This is a genomic window from Variovorax paradoxus, from assembly GCF_030815975.1.
In the GTDB taxonomy this organism is placed as follows: domain Bacteria; phylum Pseudomonadota; class Gammaproteobacteria; order Burkholderiales; family Burkholderiaceae_C; genus Variovorax; species Variovorax paradoxus_N.
Map to the genome: position 1 here is coordinate 686,784 of NZ_JAUSXL010000002.1, position 14,873 is coordinate 701,656.

The window sequence follows — 14,873 nt, forward strand, 5'->3', positions numbered from 1 at the left end:
CCAAAATGAAATTCTTCTTCAAGCCCCTGCTGATCGCCGCGCTGTGCGCCACCGCCGCCGCGTCCTGGGCCGACATCAACGTCGGCGTGACGCTGTCGGCCACCGGCCCGGCCGCCTCGCTCGGCATTCCGGAGAAGAACACCATCTCCCTGATGCCCAAGACCATCGGCGGCCAGAAGATCAACTACATCGTGCTGGACGACGCTTCCGACACCACGGCGGCCGTGGCCAACACGCGCAAGCTCATCGCCGAGAACAAGGTCGACATCGTGCTGGGCTCGACCACCACGCCCAACTCGCTCGCGATGATCGACGTGGTGAGCGAAGCCAAGACGCCGATGATCTCGATTGCCGCATCGGCCCGCATCATCGAGCCCATGGACGCCAAGAAGCAGTGGGTCTTCAAGACGCCGCAAAACGACATCATGATGTCGCTCGCCATTGCCGAGCACATGGCCGCCAATGGAGTGAAGACGGTGGCCTTCATCGGCTTTTCCGATGCGTACGGCGAAGGCTGGTCGCAGGAATTCGCCAAGGCGGCGGAACTGAAGAAGCTCAAGATCGTGGCCAACGAGCGCTACGCGCGCACCGACACCTCGGTCACCGGCCAGGCCCTGAAGATCATGGCCGCCAAGGCCGACGCGGTGCTGGTCGCGGGCTCGGGCACGCCGGCCGCGCTGCCGCAGAAGACGCTCAAGGAGCGCGGCTACACCGGCAAGATGTACCAGACGCACGGCGTGGCCAATGCCGATTTCCTGCGCGTCGGCGGCAAGGACGTGGAAGGCACCTTGCTGCCCGCCGGTCCGGTGCTGGTGGCCGAGCAGCTGCCCGCGAGCCATCCGGTGAAGAAGTCGGCCATGGCCTACGTCACGGCCTACGAGGCCGCGAACGGCAAGAACTCGGTGTCGACCTTCGGCGCGCACGCCTGGGACGCGGGCCTGCTCATGACCTCGGCCGTGCCGATCGCGCTCAAGAAGGCGCAGCCCGGAACGCCCGAGTTCCGCGCGGCGCTCCGCGATGCGCTGGAGCAGGTCAAGGAAGTGTCGGGCGCCCACGGCGTATTCAACATGACGGCCAACGATCATCTGGGTCTGGACCAGCGTGCACGGGTCATGGTCAAGATCGAGAACGGCGCCTGGAAATACCAGCCCTGATCGCAGGGCTTGCTCCCTCCCCTCCCGGGGGAGGGTCGGGGTGGGGCACGCGCCGGCCACTGATTCGACACACGGGCAAGGCCCGAAGGTTTTTCTATGGATCTGCAGATCGCCCTGCTTCTGGGGCAGGACGGCATCGTGAACGGTGCCGTCTATGGATTGATGGCGCTCGCTCTTGTGCTGGTGTTCTCCGTCACGCGCGTCATCTTCATTCCCCAGGGCGAGTTCGTCGCCTTCGGGGCGCTCTCGATGGCGGTGCTGCAGGCCGGCCGCGTGCCGGCCACGCTGTGGCTGCTGCTCGCGCTGGCGGCCATGGTGCTGGTGGTCGAGTTCTGGCGCTGGAAGCGCGGCGCGGTGGTCGACTGGGCCTCGGCGCTCGCATGGTGCGTGGCGCTCCCGCTGGCCGCCGCGGCGCTGGTGCTCCTGCTCAAGCCGACCTCGATGGCGGGGCAGGCGCTCGCCACGCTGCTGCTCATCATGCCGCTCGGGCCGCTGCTCTATCGCCTGGCCTATCGGCCCCTGGCCAGCGCCAGCGTGCTGATGCTGCTGATCGTTTCCGTCGCGCTGCATGGCGTGCTGGTGGGGCTGGGCCTGCTTTTCTTCGGCGCCGAGGGCTATCGCACCACGGCGTTCTCCGAAGAGCGCTTCGACATCGGTGGCATCCCGGTCAGCGGGCAGTCGCTGGTGGTGGTCGGCGTCACGCTGCTGCTGGTGATTGCGATGTTCCTTTTCTTCGGCCGCTCGATGATCGGCAAAGCGCTGCGCGCCACCGCCATCAACCGCGTGGGCGCGCGGCTCTCGGGCATTCCGACGGAGCTTTCGGGCGACCTGAGCTTTGCGCTCGCGGCACTCATCGGCGCGGTCTCGGGCCTGCTCATTGCGCCGCTCACCACGGTGTATTACGACACCGGCTTCCTGATCGGCCTGAAGGGCTTCGTCGCCGCCATCGTGGGCGGGCTGGCGAGCTATCCGCTGGCGCTCGCGGGCGCGCTGCTGGTCGGGCAGCTCGAAGCCTTTGCTTCGTTCTGGGCCAGCCCGTTCAAGGAGGTGCTCGTCTTCACGCTGATCATTCCGGTGCTGTGGTGGCGCTCGCTGCACAGCCATCACGTGGAGGACGAGGAATGAACGACGCCTCCACCGGCAGCACCGCGGCCACAACAGCAGCATCTGCCGGCCGCGCACTGGTCACACCGAGACAGCTGACGCTCGCCTTGGTCGTGGCGCTTGCCCTGGCCTGGGGCTTCCTGCCCGAATTCACGGTGTCCGTGCTCAGCAACATCGGCCTCTATGCGCTGGTCGCGGCCGGGCTGGTCATGCTGACCGGCGTGGGCGGCATGACCTCCTTCGGCCAGGCCGCTTTCGTCGGCATGGGCGCCTACGCCACCGCCTGGATCTGCACCTCGCCCATGGCCACCGCATGGATGGGTGGCGCCGTGAACCCCGCGCTGCTGCCGTGGGCCGGCCTGCTGCTCGGCCTCGTCTTCACCTTCGCGCTCGCCTGGGCGCTGGGCGCGGTCACGCTCAAGCTGCAGGGCCACTACCTGCCGCTGTGCACCATCGCCTGGGGCCTGAGCCTTTATTACCTGTTCGGCAACATGGACTTCCTCGGCGGGCAGACGGGCATCACCGGCGTGCCGCCGCTGGTGGTCGCGGGCTACCCGCTGGCCACGCCGCGTGCGCTGGGCGTGGTGATCTGGGCCGTGCTGCTGCTCGCGCTCTGGGCCATGCACAACCTGCTCGATTCGCGCGAAGGGCGGGCCATCCGCGCGCTCAAGGGCGGCCGGCTGATGGCCGAGTCGATGGGCGTGGACACGGCCCGCCACCGCGTGAAGCTGTTCGTGCTGGCTGCGCTGCTGGCGGCCCTCTCGGGCTGGCTCTATGCGCACCTGCAGCGCTTCGTGAACCCGACGCCCTTCAACCTGAACATCGGCATCGAGCTGCTGTTCATGGCGGTGGTGGGCGGCGCGGGCCACCTCTGGGGCGCGGTGCTGGGCGCCGCGCTTATCACGCTGCTGAAGGAAAAGCTGCAGGACGTGCTGCCCTCGCTGCTGGGCAGCAGCGGAAACTTCGAAGTGATCGTGTTCGGCCTGCTCATGCTCTTCGTGCTGCAGCGCTTTGCCGACGGCCTGTGGCCCACGCTCGCGCGCATTGCCGGGCGCTGGGTGCGCCCGCATGCCCCGGCCGCGGCCCCTGCGGCGCCGGACGTACAGCTCGCACAGCGCAACCTGCCCGCCAGGGGCGAGGTGCTGCTGCAGGCCACCAATGTCAGCAAGCGCTTCGGCGGCCTGGTGGCCAACAACGACATCTCGATGACGCTGAAGGCCGGCGAGATCCACGCACTGATCGGACCGAACGGCGCAGGCAAGAGCACCTTCTTCAACATGGTTTCGGGGGTGGACGACCCGAGCTCCGGCGAAGTGCGGCTTGCGGGCCAGGCGATGACGGCGAAGCCTTCGCGCGTGTTCGCCGCGCTGGGCCTGGGACGCACCTTCCAGCACGTGCGCCTGCTCGGCCATCGTAGCGTGGTCGAGAACGTGGCGCTGGGTGCGCATCTGCGCGCCAAACGCGGCTGGCTCGCCGCCATGCTTCGGCTGGACCGTGCGGAAGAAGCGGCATTGATGGCCGAAGCCCGCCGCCAGATCGAACGCTGCGGCCTCGGCGCGCATGCCGGCACGCCGGCTGCGTCGCTCTCTCTGGGCCAGCAGCGCGTGGTGGAGATTGCGCGCGCGCTGGCCGGCCAGCCTTCGGTGCTGCTGCTCGACGAACCCGCCGCGGGCCTGCGCCACCTGGAGAAGCGCGCGCTTTCCGTGCTGCTGGGACAGCTGCGCGCCGAAGGCCTTGGCATCCTCGTGGTGGAACATGACATGGAATTCGTGATGAACCTGGCCGACCGCATCACGGTGCTGGAGTTCGGCACCGTCATCGCCACCGGTACGCCGGCCGAAGTGCAGGCCAATCCGCGCGTGCTCGAAGCCTATCTCGGTGGCGCCGACGACGAACTGCTGGAGGACGCACGATGAGCAGCGCACCTTTGCTCCAACTCGACGGCTTCTGCGTCGCCTACCGCACGGTCGAGGCGGTGCACAGCGTGCAGCTGCATGTGAACGAAGGCGAGATCGTCACCGTGATCGGCCCCAACGGCGCCGGCAAGACCACGCTGCTGTGCGCGGCGATGGGGCTCCTGCCCTCCACCGGCAGCCTCGCCCTGCATGGCGAGCGCATCGCGCGCCCCGGCGTCGAAACCATGGTGGCGCGCGGCGTGGCGCTGGTGCCCGAGCGGCGCGAGCTGTTCGGCGAGATGTCGGTCGAGGACAACCTGCTGCTCGGCGGCTTCTACCAGTGGCGCAAGGGCAAGCGCGACCAGCGCGCACGCATGGAAGAAGTGTTCGAGATCTTTCCGCGTCTGCGCGAGCGCAAGCCGCAGTTGGCGTCGACGCTCTCGGGCGGCGAGCGCCAGATGCTGGCCATCGGCCGCGCGCTGATGGCGCGCCCGCGGCTGCTGATGCTCGACGAACCCTCGCTGGGCCTGGCGCCGCTGGTGGTGCGCGAAGTGCTGCGCGTGGTCTCGCAATTGCGAAGCCATGGCGTCTCGGTGCTGCTGGTGGAGCAGAACGCACGCGCCGCCCTGCAGGTGGCCGACCGGGCCTATGTGCTCGAGATGGGCGCGGTCGCGCTCGAAGGCCCTGCGCGCGAATTGATGCACGACCAGCGAATCATCGACACCTACCTGGGCATCGGCAACCGGAACGCCGAAGCTGCCGCCGCCTGAACACAAGGATTTTCATGACCACCCTTCAAAGCTACATCGCCGGTCGCTGGATCGGCCAGCAGGCCGCGCAACAGTTGCGCAGTGCCGTCAACGGCCAAGCCGTGGCCAGCACGCATGCAGAGGCGATCGACTTCGCCGAAGCACTGAGCCACGCGCGCCGTGTCGGCCTGCCCGCGCTGATGGCGCTCGACTTCCAGCAGCGCTCGGAACGCCTCAGGGCACTGGCCAAGCACCTCGCCGCCCACAAGGAAACGCTCTACGCGATCTCGGCCCACACGGGCGCGACCCGCGCCGACAGCTGGATCGACATCGAAGGCGGCGCCGGCACGCTGAGCGCCTACGCCGGCATCGGCACCAACGAGCTGCCCTCGGGCAACCTGGTGCACGAGGGCCCGGCCTTTGCGCTCGGCAAGAAGGGCGGCTTCGCGGGCACGCACATCCTGGTGCCGCGCGGCGGCGTGGCGGTGCACATCAACGCCTTCAATTTTCCGGTGTGGGGCCTGCTCGAAAAGTTCGCGCCCAGCTTCCTCGCGGGCATGCCCTGCATCGGCAAGCCGGCCACGGCCACCAGCTATCTCACCGAAGCGCTGGTGCGGCTCATCATGCAGTCGGGCATCCTGCCCGAAGGCAGCCTGCAGCTCGTGATCGGCGGCACGGGCGACCTGCTCGACCGGCTCGAAGGCGCCGATGTGGTCACCTTTACCGGCTCGGCCGACACCGCAGCCAGGCTGCGCGTGCATCCCAACCTCGTGCGCCAGTCGATCCCGTTCAACGCCGAGGCCGACTCGCTCAACTGCGCGATCCTCGCGCCCGACGTGACGCCCGACGACGAGGAGTTCGACCTCTTCGTGAAGGAAGTGGCGCGCGAGATGACGGTCAAGGCCGGCCAGAAGTGCACCGCGATCCGCCGCGCGATCGTGCCGCGCCAGCACCTGGATGCCGTGGCCGAACGGCTGCGCGCACGGCTCGCCAAGACCGTCGTCGGCGATCCCTCGCGCGAAGAGGTGCGCATGGGCGCCCTCGCCTCGCAGGCGCAGCAGGCCGACGTGGCCGAGCGCGTGGCCACGCTGCTGCAAGGCGCCGAGCTGGTGTACGGCGAGCGCGACGGCTTTTCGCCCGTGGGCGACGGCGTGGCCGGAGGTGCCTTCTTCGCGCCCACGCTGCTGCTGAGCCGCAAGCCGCTCGAGCACGATGCGGCGCATGACGTCGAAGCCTTCGGTCCCGTCAGCACGTTGATGCCGTACGACGGCCTCGACGAGGCCCTGGCGCTGGCCGCGCGCGGCCGCGGCAGCCTCGTCGGCACGCTGGTCACGCGCGACCCGGCCATCGCAGCCAAGGCCATTCCGGTGGCCGCCGCATGGCATGGAAGGCTGCTGGTGCTCGACCGCGAAGCGGCAACGGAATCGACAGGCCACGGCTCACCGCTGCCGCAGCTCAAGCACGGCGGCCCCGGCCGAGCGGGCGGCGGCGAGGAACTCGGCGGCCTGCGCGCCGTGAAGCACTACCTGCAGCGCGCCGCGGTGCAGGGCTCGCCCACGATGCTGGCGGCCATTACCGGCGAACATGTGCGCGGCGCGGCCGTGCGCGAGAGCGAGGTGCATCCGTTCCGCCGCCACTTCGAGGAGCTGCGCATCGGCGACTCGCTGCTCACGCACCGCCGCACCGTCGGCGAGGCCGACATCGTGGCCTTCGGCGGCATCTCGGGTGACTATTTCTACATGCACTTCGACGAGGTGGCGGCCAAGGAGTCGCCGTTCGGCAAGCGCATTGCGCATGGCTACTTCGTGCTGTCGGCCGCGGCCGGCCTGTTCGTCTCGCCCGCGCCGGGCCCGGTGCTTGCCAACTACGGCCTCGATACGCTGCGCTTCGTGAAACCCGTGGGCATCGGCGACACCATCCGCGCGCGCCTGACCTGCAAGCGCAAGATCGACCGCAACAAGAAGGACGCGAGCGGCCAGGGCCACGGCGTGGTGGCCTGGGACGTGGAGGTGACCAACCAGGACGGCGAACTGGTCGCGAGCTACGATATCCTGACCCTCGTCTCCAAGAAACCAGAAACCACCTGATGTTCGATCTCACGGAAAAAGTCGCACTCGTCACCGGCGGCAACGGCGGCATCGGCCTGGGCATGGCCCAGGGGCTGGCCAGGGCCGGTGCCCGCGTCGTCATTGCGGCGCGCAACATGCAGAAGTCGGCCGCTGCGGTCGAAACGCTCAGGGCGCTCGGCAGCGACAGCTTCGCGCTCGAAGTCGACGTGGCCAACGAAGCCTCGGTGCAGAAGGCGGTCGATGAAGCAGCGGCGCGCTGCGGCCGGCTCGACATCCTCGTCAACAACGCCGGCATCACGGTGCGAAAGCCGGTCGACCAGCTCGCGCTGGACGAATGGCGCCTGGTGCTGGACACCAACCTGACCAGCGCTTTTCTCTGCAGCCGCGCCGCGCACCCGCACCTGAAGGCGGCCGGCGGCGGCAAGATCATCAACATCGGCTCGATGATGTCGATCTTCGGCGCGCCCTACGCACCGGCCTATGCGGCCAGCAAGGCGGGCATCGTGCAGCTCACCAAGTCGACTGCGCTTTCATGGGCGGCCGACAACATCCAGGTCAACGCGATTTTGCCGGGCTGGTTCGAGACCGAGCTGACCGACGGCGCCCGCAACCAGATTCCGGGCCTCTACGAGCGCGTGGTGGCCCGCGCCGCCGCCGGCCGCTGGGGTCAGCCGGCCGACATCGCCGGCACCGCGGTGTTCCTTGCGAGCTCCGCGTCGGACTACGTGACCGGCACCGCGATTCCGGTCGATGGCGGATTCTCCATCTCTGGCTGAAGCCCGGCAGGCCGTGTAAATTCGGCCGCCATGCTTCTCTGGTTCCAGACTCTTCTCTTCGTTGCCGGCACGGCCGCGTTGCTCTACGTCTCGCGCGGCCCGCTGCGCCAGCCCGGCTCGCACGGCTTCTACCGCTTCTTCGCGTGGGAATGCATGCTGGTGCTGATCATCGTGAACCTGCCGGTGTGGCATGCCGATCCGTTCTCGCCCAGGCAGATCGTCTCATCGCTCTTCTTCGTGCTGTCGATCTGGCTGCCGATCCACGCGGTGCGGCTGCTCAAGGCGCAGGGCAAGCCGACCGAGGCGCGCAGCGACGATCCGGCGCTCTACGGCTTCGAGAAGACTTCCTCCATCGTTTCCACCGGCGCCTTCCGCTACATCCGCCACCCGATGTACACGGCGCTGATGCTGCTGGCCTGGGGCGCGTTCCTCAAGCAGTTCACCTGGCTCACGCTGGCACTGGTGCTGGCGGCCACGGTGCTGCTGTTCCTGACGGCGCTGCGCGACGAGAAGGAATGCATCGCGCATTTTGGCGAGGCCTACCGCGAGTACATGCGCGGCACGCGGCGCTTCATTCCGTTCGTGCTGTAGCTGCTGCACCTGGCATCCGAAGACCCCACATGCCCTCCCCGAAAAGCGCGGCTTTTCCCTCTGCCACGCAGGCCGCGCTGCTGTTCCTGGCGGTGTTTCTCTGCGAATTCGTGATTGGCGTTGCGCTGCGCGACGCCAATCGCTGGCTTGGCCTGAACGAGATGCAGCTCGGCGTGTTGTCCGCGGTGCTGGGCAACGGCTGCGTGTTCGCCGTGGTCATGCACTACCAGAAGCTCACCTACCGCGAGCTCTTCCACCAGTCGCCCGCTTCCGCCAGGGCCACTCTCATGCTGGTCGTGCCGCCTGCGCTGCTGCTTGTGCCCGGGCTGATGGTGGTGATGACCGCCGTGCTCAACCTGCTGGTTTTCGTCGCGCCGCTTTCGGCCTGGGAAGAGTCGATGTTCAGCCGCATGGCCGATGGCAGCGTTGCGGCCACGCTGGCGGTGTGCCTCATGGCGCCGCTGCTGGAAGAAATGCTGTTCCGCGGCATCGTGCTGCGCGGTTTTCTGCTGCGCTATTCGCGGTGGCAGGCCATCGTGGGCTCGGCGCTGCTCTTCGGAGCCGCGCACCTGAACATCTACCAGTTTGTCGTGGGCCTGGTGATGGGCACCGTGCTCGGGTGGCTCTATGAGCGCAGCCGCTCGCTCATCCCGTGCATCGCGCTGCATGCGGCCTACAACAGCGGCACGATCTTCATCGGCGACTGGCCGGAATCCACCTCGACAGCAGACACGGCGTGGACCTTGCTGCTGGTCTTTGTCGCGGGCCTGTGCGGCGTGCTGGCATTGCGCCGCATGCTGGTGGTTCCGGTCGCGCGCAATCCTGTTCCCTGAAACCGGAACCGGCCACGCGAGAGAAGGCTAGCTAGCGGCGCACAGGCGCCAGCGGCCGGGCATCGACGGCCTCGCCATCGACGATGAAATGCCCGCCCGCCACGTGGTGCAGCGTGCGCAGCTCGTCATGCCCGTCGAAGTTCCATCGCCCATCGGCAAACACGCGCGCATCGGCCTGCGCCGCGATCACCTCGCCCAGGAACAGGTCGTAGCGCTGCTGGATCGGCGGCTCGGGCAAAAGGCGGCATTCGAGCCAGGCCGCGCAGCCTTCCAGCAGCGGCGCATCGGTTGCAACGCCCGCAAAGGTCTGCAGGCCATAGGCCGCGAACTTGTCGTGCCCCTCGCGCTCCACGATCTCGCGGCCCGAGCTGTTGCCCAGCGCATCGGTCAGGTCGAGCTGCGCGCGCGTGGGCACCTGCAGCGCGAAGCTGCCCGCGCCTTCGAGCAGCACGCGCGTCCAGGTGCTCTTGTCGAGCACCACGGCCACCTTGGGCGGATCGAAATCCAGCGGCATCGCCCAGGCCGCCGCCATGATGTTGCGCTGGCCGCCGTGCGCGGCACTCACGAGCACGGTGGGGCCGTGGTTGAGCAAGCGGTAGGCCTTGGCGAGAGGGACTGGGCGGCGATGAATGGTGTTCATGAAGATCGGTGCGCAGCGGCATCGCGTTTGATCGCCTTCGCGTACGGCGCGCCGAGCAGCAAACCGAACAGCAGGACCACTGCAGCGTGAAAGACGAGGTGGCGTGCGGCTGGATGCATGGAAGACAGGAGCGTGGAAGTGGCTCACATCCTATCCGGAGCGAGGGCTTCGTGATCAGCAGTACACCCACAGCGTGTCCTCGTGCACAGGGCATCGGGTGCTCTCCGCAGCGAAATAAAGGAGGAGCCGAAGGCGGGGGACATTCGCGGAGGGGAGTACCCGGTGGCCTGTGCACGCGCCTCGAACGCGTTGTGCTCGCCTCAGCTCCCGCGCGTCAACATCCGCCCCGCCCGCGCGAGCACCTTCGCTTCAGCGCCGCCACCGCGATACGCCAGCACCCCATTCACGAACACCCGCTCCACGCCCAGGCTCACGCCATGCGGCTTGTCGTAGGTGGCGGTGTCGGCGATGGTTTCGGGGTCGAACACCACCACGTCGGCCATGGCGCCTGCGCGCAGCAACCCGCGCTCGGCGATGCGCAGGTTGCGCGCCGTCATGCCGGTCATCTTGTGCACGGCCTGCTCCAGCGTGAACAGGCGGCGCTCGCGCCAGTAGCGCGCGAACACGCGCGGGAACGCGCCCCACAGGCGCGGATGCGGATGGCGGTCGTGCGGCAGGCCGTCGCTGCCAATCATGGTGAGCGGATGCGCGATGACGCGCTCCACGTCCTCCTCCTGCATCTGGAAGTAGCAGGCGCCGCCGGGCTTGAGGCGCAGGCACGCCTCCTGCTCGGTGGTGCCCCACTCGCGCGCGATGTCGGAGATCAGGCGGCCGGTCATCTCGGGATGCGGGTCGGACCAGGTCAGCAGCACGTCGATGACGCCGTCGACCAGGTCTTCGCGCAGCACGGTGGAACCGGCCACGTAGGGGTACACGTCCATCGATATCTTCTGCCGCTGCGCGAGCGCTTCGATCAGCGGCAGCGTCTCTTTGGTGCGGCCCCAGTTCGCAGGGCCCGCGCACTTGTGGTGCGAGATGACCAGCGGCACACCCGCGCTGAAAGCGGTGTCGCCCGCTTCATGCAGCGCCTCGATGATCTGCTGCATCTCGCTGCGCAGGTGCGTCGCGTAGACGCCGCCGTGCCTTGCCACGACGCGCGCGAGCACGGTCACTTCCTCGGCCGGTGCGGCAAAGGCTTCTTCATAGAACAGTCCCGAAGACAGTCCATGCGCGCCTTCGGCCATGCAGCCGTCGAGCAGCGCCTCCATGCGCGCCAGTTCGTCACCGCCTGCGGGCCGGTCGAGCGCTTCCATGGCCGCGAAGCGCAGGGTGGTGTGGCCCACCAGCGCGGCGACGTTGAGCGCGGGCTGCGCCGCATCGACGGCCGCGCGGTACTCGGCCATGGTGGCGTGCCTGAACGATTCCGCGCCCAGCAGCGTGAGCGGCGGCTTCGACTGCGGCGTGCGGTACGGCGCGAGCGAGATGCCGCAGTTGCCCGTCACCACGGTGGTGATGCCCTGCGATACCTTCGGCAGGCACAGCGGATCGCGCAGCACGATCGCGTCGTCGTGCGTGTGCGCGTCGATGAAGCCGGGTGCAATCACGTTGGTGCGGCAGTCGACGATGTCGATGTCTTCGAGCGTGAGGCCTTCGGGCAGCCGCCCGCGCAGGCCTTCGCCGAGCGCGAGAATGCGGTCGCCCTGCAGCAGCACGTCGCCGGGCCACGAGGGACCGCCCGAGCCGTCGACCACGAGTCCGGCCTCGAGCAGGATGGCTTTCGATCGATTGCTCACGATGCGCGGCCTCCGGTGTTGATGCCGCCGCCGTCCCAGCTCTGCAGCGGATGCGTGGTGGCGTCGATGCCGTGGCGCTGGAAGGCTTCGCGTGCGCGCTGCAGCCGCTGCACCGCGGGCTCGCCGCGGCGCTGCGCCACCAGCACCGTGAGAATCTCGATGGCCGTGAGATGCGTCAGGTAGGCATCGATGCCCACGTGCATCACGGCGTCGTCGGGCACCGAAAGGCCCAGCAGGAAGTCGGCCTTGGCCGCCAGGGCCGTGCCGGGCCGCGTGAGCGCGACCACCTTGGCGCCCTGCCCGCGCGCGATGTCCACCGCGTCGAGCAGCGAAGGCATGCCGCCCACGTGCGAGATGGCGATGACCACGCCGCCCGGACGCTGCGCCGCGCCCGCCACCTGCTGCAGGTGGTAGTCGGCCCAGGCATTGGCCGAGAGGCCCAGCCTGAAGAGCCGCGCCTGCAGGTCGTTGGCCATGAACCACGACGTGGCGCCCGCGCCGTACAGATCGACATGCGGCGCGGCCGCGATGGCGGCCACCGCCCCTTCGAGCACCTGCATGTCGAGCTGCCCGCGCACGCCCGACACCGAGGCTGCCGCGCTGCGCGCGATCTTGCTGACGACTTCGTCGGCCGCATCCTCGATGTTCACGCGCCGGTGCAGCGGTGAGCCGCCGAGCGCGAGTTCCTGCGCGAGCGCGAGCTTGAACTCGCGCAAGCCGGCAAAGCCGAGGTCGCGGCAGGTGCGCATGATGGTGGGCACCGAACTGCGCGAGCGCTCGGCCAGCTGCTCGAAACTCTCTTCGAGCGCACGGTCGGGGTCTTCGAGGATCAGGTCGAGAATCGCGCGCCGCGTCGCCGGAGCACTGCTGCGGAGTTCGGCGATTTTCTTGAGCAGGGAGGGCGTCATCGGTACGGTGTCAGAAATGCATGGCGACGGCGTCGCTCACGCGGTAGTTCTCTTCGACCACCGGCATCCAGTGCCATTTGTCGAAGGTGGTGCACGGGTGCGAGATGCCGAGGCCGACGCGGTCGCCGACCACGGGGGCCTGCGCTTCTTCGGCGGCGTCCCAGCGCAGGTAGGCGTGCTGGTCGTTGAGCGCGGTGATCTTCCAGCCGGCGGGCACGGCCTGCGCTTCGAGCATGCCGCGTGCGGCCCGCGCAATGGGCACCGGCATCGACAGGTCGAAGGAGATGTCGCGCTTGCCGACGGCCAGGATCGCCAGGCCAGGCTCGGGCCGCGACTGCACCGTGGCCCACACTTCCATCGCGGGGCGCAGGCTCTCGCCGCAATCGCAGCCCAGACGCTCGTCCACCGCGTTCACCATGCGCTTGTAGAAGCCGTGGTCATGCGTCACATAGCAGCCCGAGCGCAGCAGGCCGCGCACCGGCGAACCCAGCGCGGGCTTCAGGCGTCCGGCCACGAGGTCGAAGATGGCCGAACCGCCGGCCGAGACCAGCACCTCGTCGGTCTCGAACAGCTGCTGCGTGTCGCAGTGGCGCGCGATGGCTTCCACACGGTCCATCAGCGTGTTGGCGTAGGCCGTATCGGGTTCGCTGACGCCGGTGGCACCCTGCCCTTCGTAGGTTTCGATGCCCACGAGCTTGACGGCATCGCTGGCGCGCAGCCGCGTGGCGAGTGCCACGGCTTCTTCATGCGTGCGGCAGCCGGTGCGTGCGCCTTCGACGCCGATCTCGATCATGACGTCGAACGGCACGCTCGCGGGATGGCGCCTGGCCCAGTCTTCGATGAGGCCGAGTTGCGCCAGCGAATCGACCAGGAACACGATGCGCAGACCCGCCGTCGCGTGCAGCAGCAGCTGGATGCCCGCGAGGTCTTCATCGCTCACCACCTGGTTGGCGATGAGCGTGCGGCGCGCGCCGGCCGCCACGCCCACCGCAAGCTGCGTGACGGTCGCGAAGGTCAGGCCCCAGGCGCCCGCATTCAACTGGCGCTGGAAGAGCTGCGGCGACATGCTGGTCTTGCCGTGCGGCGCCAGGTCGATGCCCCATGCGCGCACGCGCGACTGCATCCACGCCAGGTTGTGCTCGAGCGCCTCGCGCTTGAGCACGGCCAGCGGCAGCGGCAGGTCGCCGGCCAGCACGTTCCATCCTGCGGCGCCGACTTCGCTGCGGCGGCGCGGTGGCTGGGTGCGCGGGTAGCCCTTGAAGTTGCTGCCCAGCAGCGGGTCGTTGAAATCGATGGCGGCAGTGGTGTCGGTCATGGTCGTGCGGCAATGTTGGAAAGCAGTTCCTTGCGGATGCAGGCGCTGTAGTGTCCGGCGGAAATCTCGTCGAGCGGCGGCACGGTCTGCGCGCAGGCCTCGATGGCGTGCGGGCATCGCGTGCGGAACACGCAGCCCGAGGGCGGCGAGATCGGGCTCGGAATGTCGCCCTTGAGTGCGATGCGCTCGGTGGCGAGCGTGGGGTCGGGCTTCGGACTCGCGGCCAGCAGCGCCTGCGTATAGGGGTGCGAAGGCCGCGCGAACAGCTCATCGGTAGTGGCCACTTCCATCACCTTGCCGAGGTACAGCACCACCACGCGGTCGCACAGGTACTCGACCACGTCGAGGTCGTGCGAGATGAAGAGCATGGTGAGGCCGAGCCGCTCGCGCAGATCAGCCAGCAGGTTGATGACCTGCGACTGGATCGACACGTCGAGCGCCGACAGCGGCTCGTCGGCCACGATGAATTCGGGTTCGACCGCGAGCGCGCGCGCCACGCCGATGCGCTGGCGCTGCCCGCCCGAGAATTCGTGCGGAAAGCGGCTCGCATGCTCGGCACGCAGGCCCACGGTTTCGAGCAGTTCGGCAATGCGCTTGTCGCGCGCAGAAGCGCCCTTGTGCAGGCCGTGCGTGGAGAGCGCCTCGCCGAGGATGGCGCTGATGCGCATCTTCGGGTTCAGGCTCGCATACGGGTCCTGGAAAATGATCTGCAGCTTGCTGCGCAGCCGGCGCATGCGTTCGCCCGACAGCGCGCCGATGTCGTCGCCGCGGTAGAGCACCTGGCCCTCGGTGCGTTCGATGAGGCGCAGCACGGTGCGGCCGATGGTGCTCTTGCCCGAGCCCGATTCGCCGACGAGGCCCAGCGTTTCGCCGGGCTGGATCGCAAACGACACATCGTCGACCGCACGCACCGGACGGTCGCTGGCGCCGAAGTATTTCTTGAGTCCGCGGACTTCGATGAGGGGAGCAGCGGTGGTCATCGTGGGCTTTCTCCCTCCCCTTCCGGGGGAGGGTGGGGGTGGGGGCACGCGGCCGTTCCATCGTTG

At 68.5% G+C, this 14,873-nt stretch carries 13 protein-coding genes; 8 read left to right on the plus strand and 5 right to left on the minus strand.

Going from position 1 to position 14,873, the window contains the following annotated elements:
• The first annotated feature begins 5 nt into the window (after positions 1–5).
• The 8 genes from QFZ47_RS07020 (at position 6) to QFZ47_RS07055 (ending at position 9,171) form a co-directional block, all read left to right on the plus strand.
• Complete coding sequence (locus QFZ47_RS07020) at positions 6–1,154, plus strand: ABC transporter substrate-binding protein (RefSeq protein WP_307654958.1); 1,149 nt, start codon at positions 6–8, stop codon at positions 1,152–1,154.
• 96 nt (positions 1,155–1,250) lie between these two features.
• Positions 1,251–2,279: a branched-chain amino acid ABC transporter permease gene (locus tag QFZ47_RS07025; protein WP_307654959.1), complete on the plus strand. Its 1,029-nt coding sequence runs from the start codon at positions 1,251–1,253 to the stop codon at positions 2,277–2,279.
• Complete coding sequence (locus tag QFZ47_RS07030) at positions 2,276–4,174, plus strand: branched-chain amino acid ABC transporter ATP-binding protein/permease (protein ID WP_307654960.1); 1,899 nt, start codon at positions 2,276–2,278, stop codon at positions 4,172–4,174. The genes QFZ47_RS07025 and QFZ47_RS07030 overlap by 4 nt, the downstream gene beginning before the upstream one ends.
• Entirely contained in the window at positions 4,171–4,923 is a 753-nt protein-coding gene (locus tag QFZ47_RS07035; protein ID WP_307654961.1) for an ABC transporter ATP-binding protein, read from the plus strand. Before QFZ47_RS07030 ends, QFZ47_RS07035 begins: the two co-directional genes overlap by 4 nt.
• A 14-nt stretch (positions 4,924–4,937) precedes the next feature.
• Entirely contained in the window at positions 4,938–6,989 is a 2,052-nt protein-coding gene (paaZ, locus tag QFZ47_RS07040) for a phenylacetic acid degradation bifunctional protein PaaZ (RefSeq protein WP_307654962.1), read from the plus strand.
• Positions 6,989–7,747 carry an SDR family NAD(P)-dependent oxidoreductase gene (locus QFZ47_RS07045; protein ID WP_307654963.1) on the plus strand — a complete coding sequence of 253 codons (759 nt, stop codon included), beginning with the start codon at positions 6,989–6,991 and terminating at the stop codon, positions 7,745–7,747. Before paaZ ends, QFZ47_RS07045 begins: the two co-directional genes overlap by 1 nt.
• Positions 7,748–7,777: 30 nt before the next feature.
• Positions 7,778–8,338: a methyltransferase family protein gene (locus QFZ47_RS07050; RefSeq protein WP_307654964.1), complete on the plus strand. Its 561-nt coding sequence runs from the start codon at positions 7,778–7,780 to the stop codon at positions 8,336–8,338.
• A 29-nt stretch (positions 8,339–8,367) separates the two neighbouring features.
• Positions 8,368–9,171 carry a CPBP family intramembrane glutamic endopeptidase gene (locus tag QFZ47_RS07055; protein WP_307654965.1) on the plus strand — a complete coding sequence of 268 codons (804 nt, stop codon included), beginning with the start codon at positions 8,368–8,370 and terminating at the stop codon, positions 9,169–9,171.
• Between the two features lie 31 nt (positions 9,172–9,202).
• On the opposite strand, the gene QFZ47_RS07060 is transcribed toward QFZ47_RS07055, so the two are convergent.
• From QFZ47_RS07060 to QFZ47_RS07080, 5 genes are all read right to left on the minus strand, one after another.
• Positions 9,203–9,811 (minus strand): flavin reductase family protein, encoded by a 609-nt coding sequence (locus QFZ47_RS07060; RefSeq protein WP_307654966.1) that lies wholly within the window; start codon positions 9,809–9,811, stop codon positions 9,203–9,205.
• 320 nt (positions 9,812–10,131) lie between these two features.
• A complete protein-coding gene (locus QFZ47_RS07065; protein ID WP_307654967.1) occupies positions 10,132–11,604 on the minus strand; it encodes an N-acyl-D-amino-acid deacylase family protein in 1,473 nt (490 codons plus the stop codon).
• Positions 11,601–12,512 (minus strand): MurR/RpiR family transcriptional regulator, encoded by a 912-nt coding sequence (locus QFZ47_RS07070; RefSeq protein WP_307654968.1) that lies wholly within the window; start codon positions 12,510–12,512, stop codon positions 11,601–11,603. The genes QFZ47_RS07065 and QFZ47_RS07070 overlap by 4 nt, the downstream gene beginning before the upstream one ends.
• Positions 12,513–12,522: 10 nt before the next feature.
• Positions 12,523–13,827, minus strand: coding sequence for an amino acid deaminase (locus tag QFZ47_RS07075; RefSeq protein WP_307654969.1), 1,305 nt, complete (start codon positions 13,825–13,827; stop codon positions 12,523–12,525).
• Positions 13,824–14,807: an ABC transporter ATP-binding protein gene (locus QFZ47_RS07080; RefSeq protein ID WP_307654970.1), complete on the minus strand. Its 984-nt coding sequence runs from the start codon at positions 14,805–14,807 to the stop codon at positions 13,824–13,826. The genes QFZ47_RS07075 and QFZ47_RS07080 overlap by 4 nt, the downstream gene beginning before the upstream one ends.
• Positions 14,808–14,873: the final 66 nt, after the last annotated feature.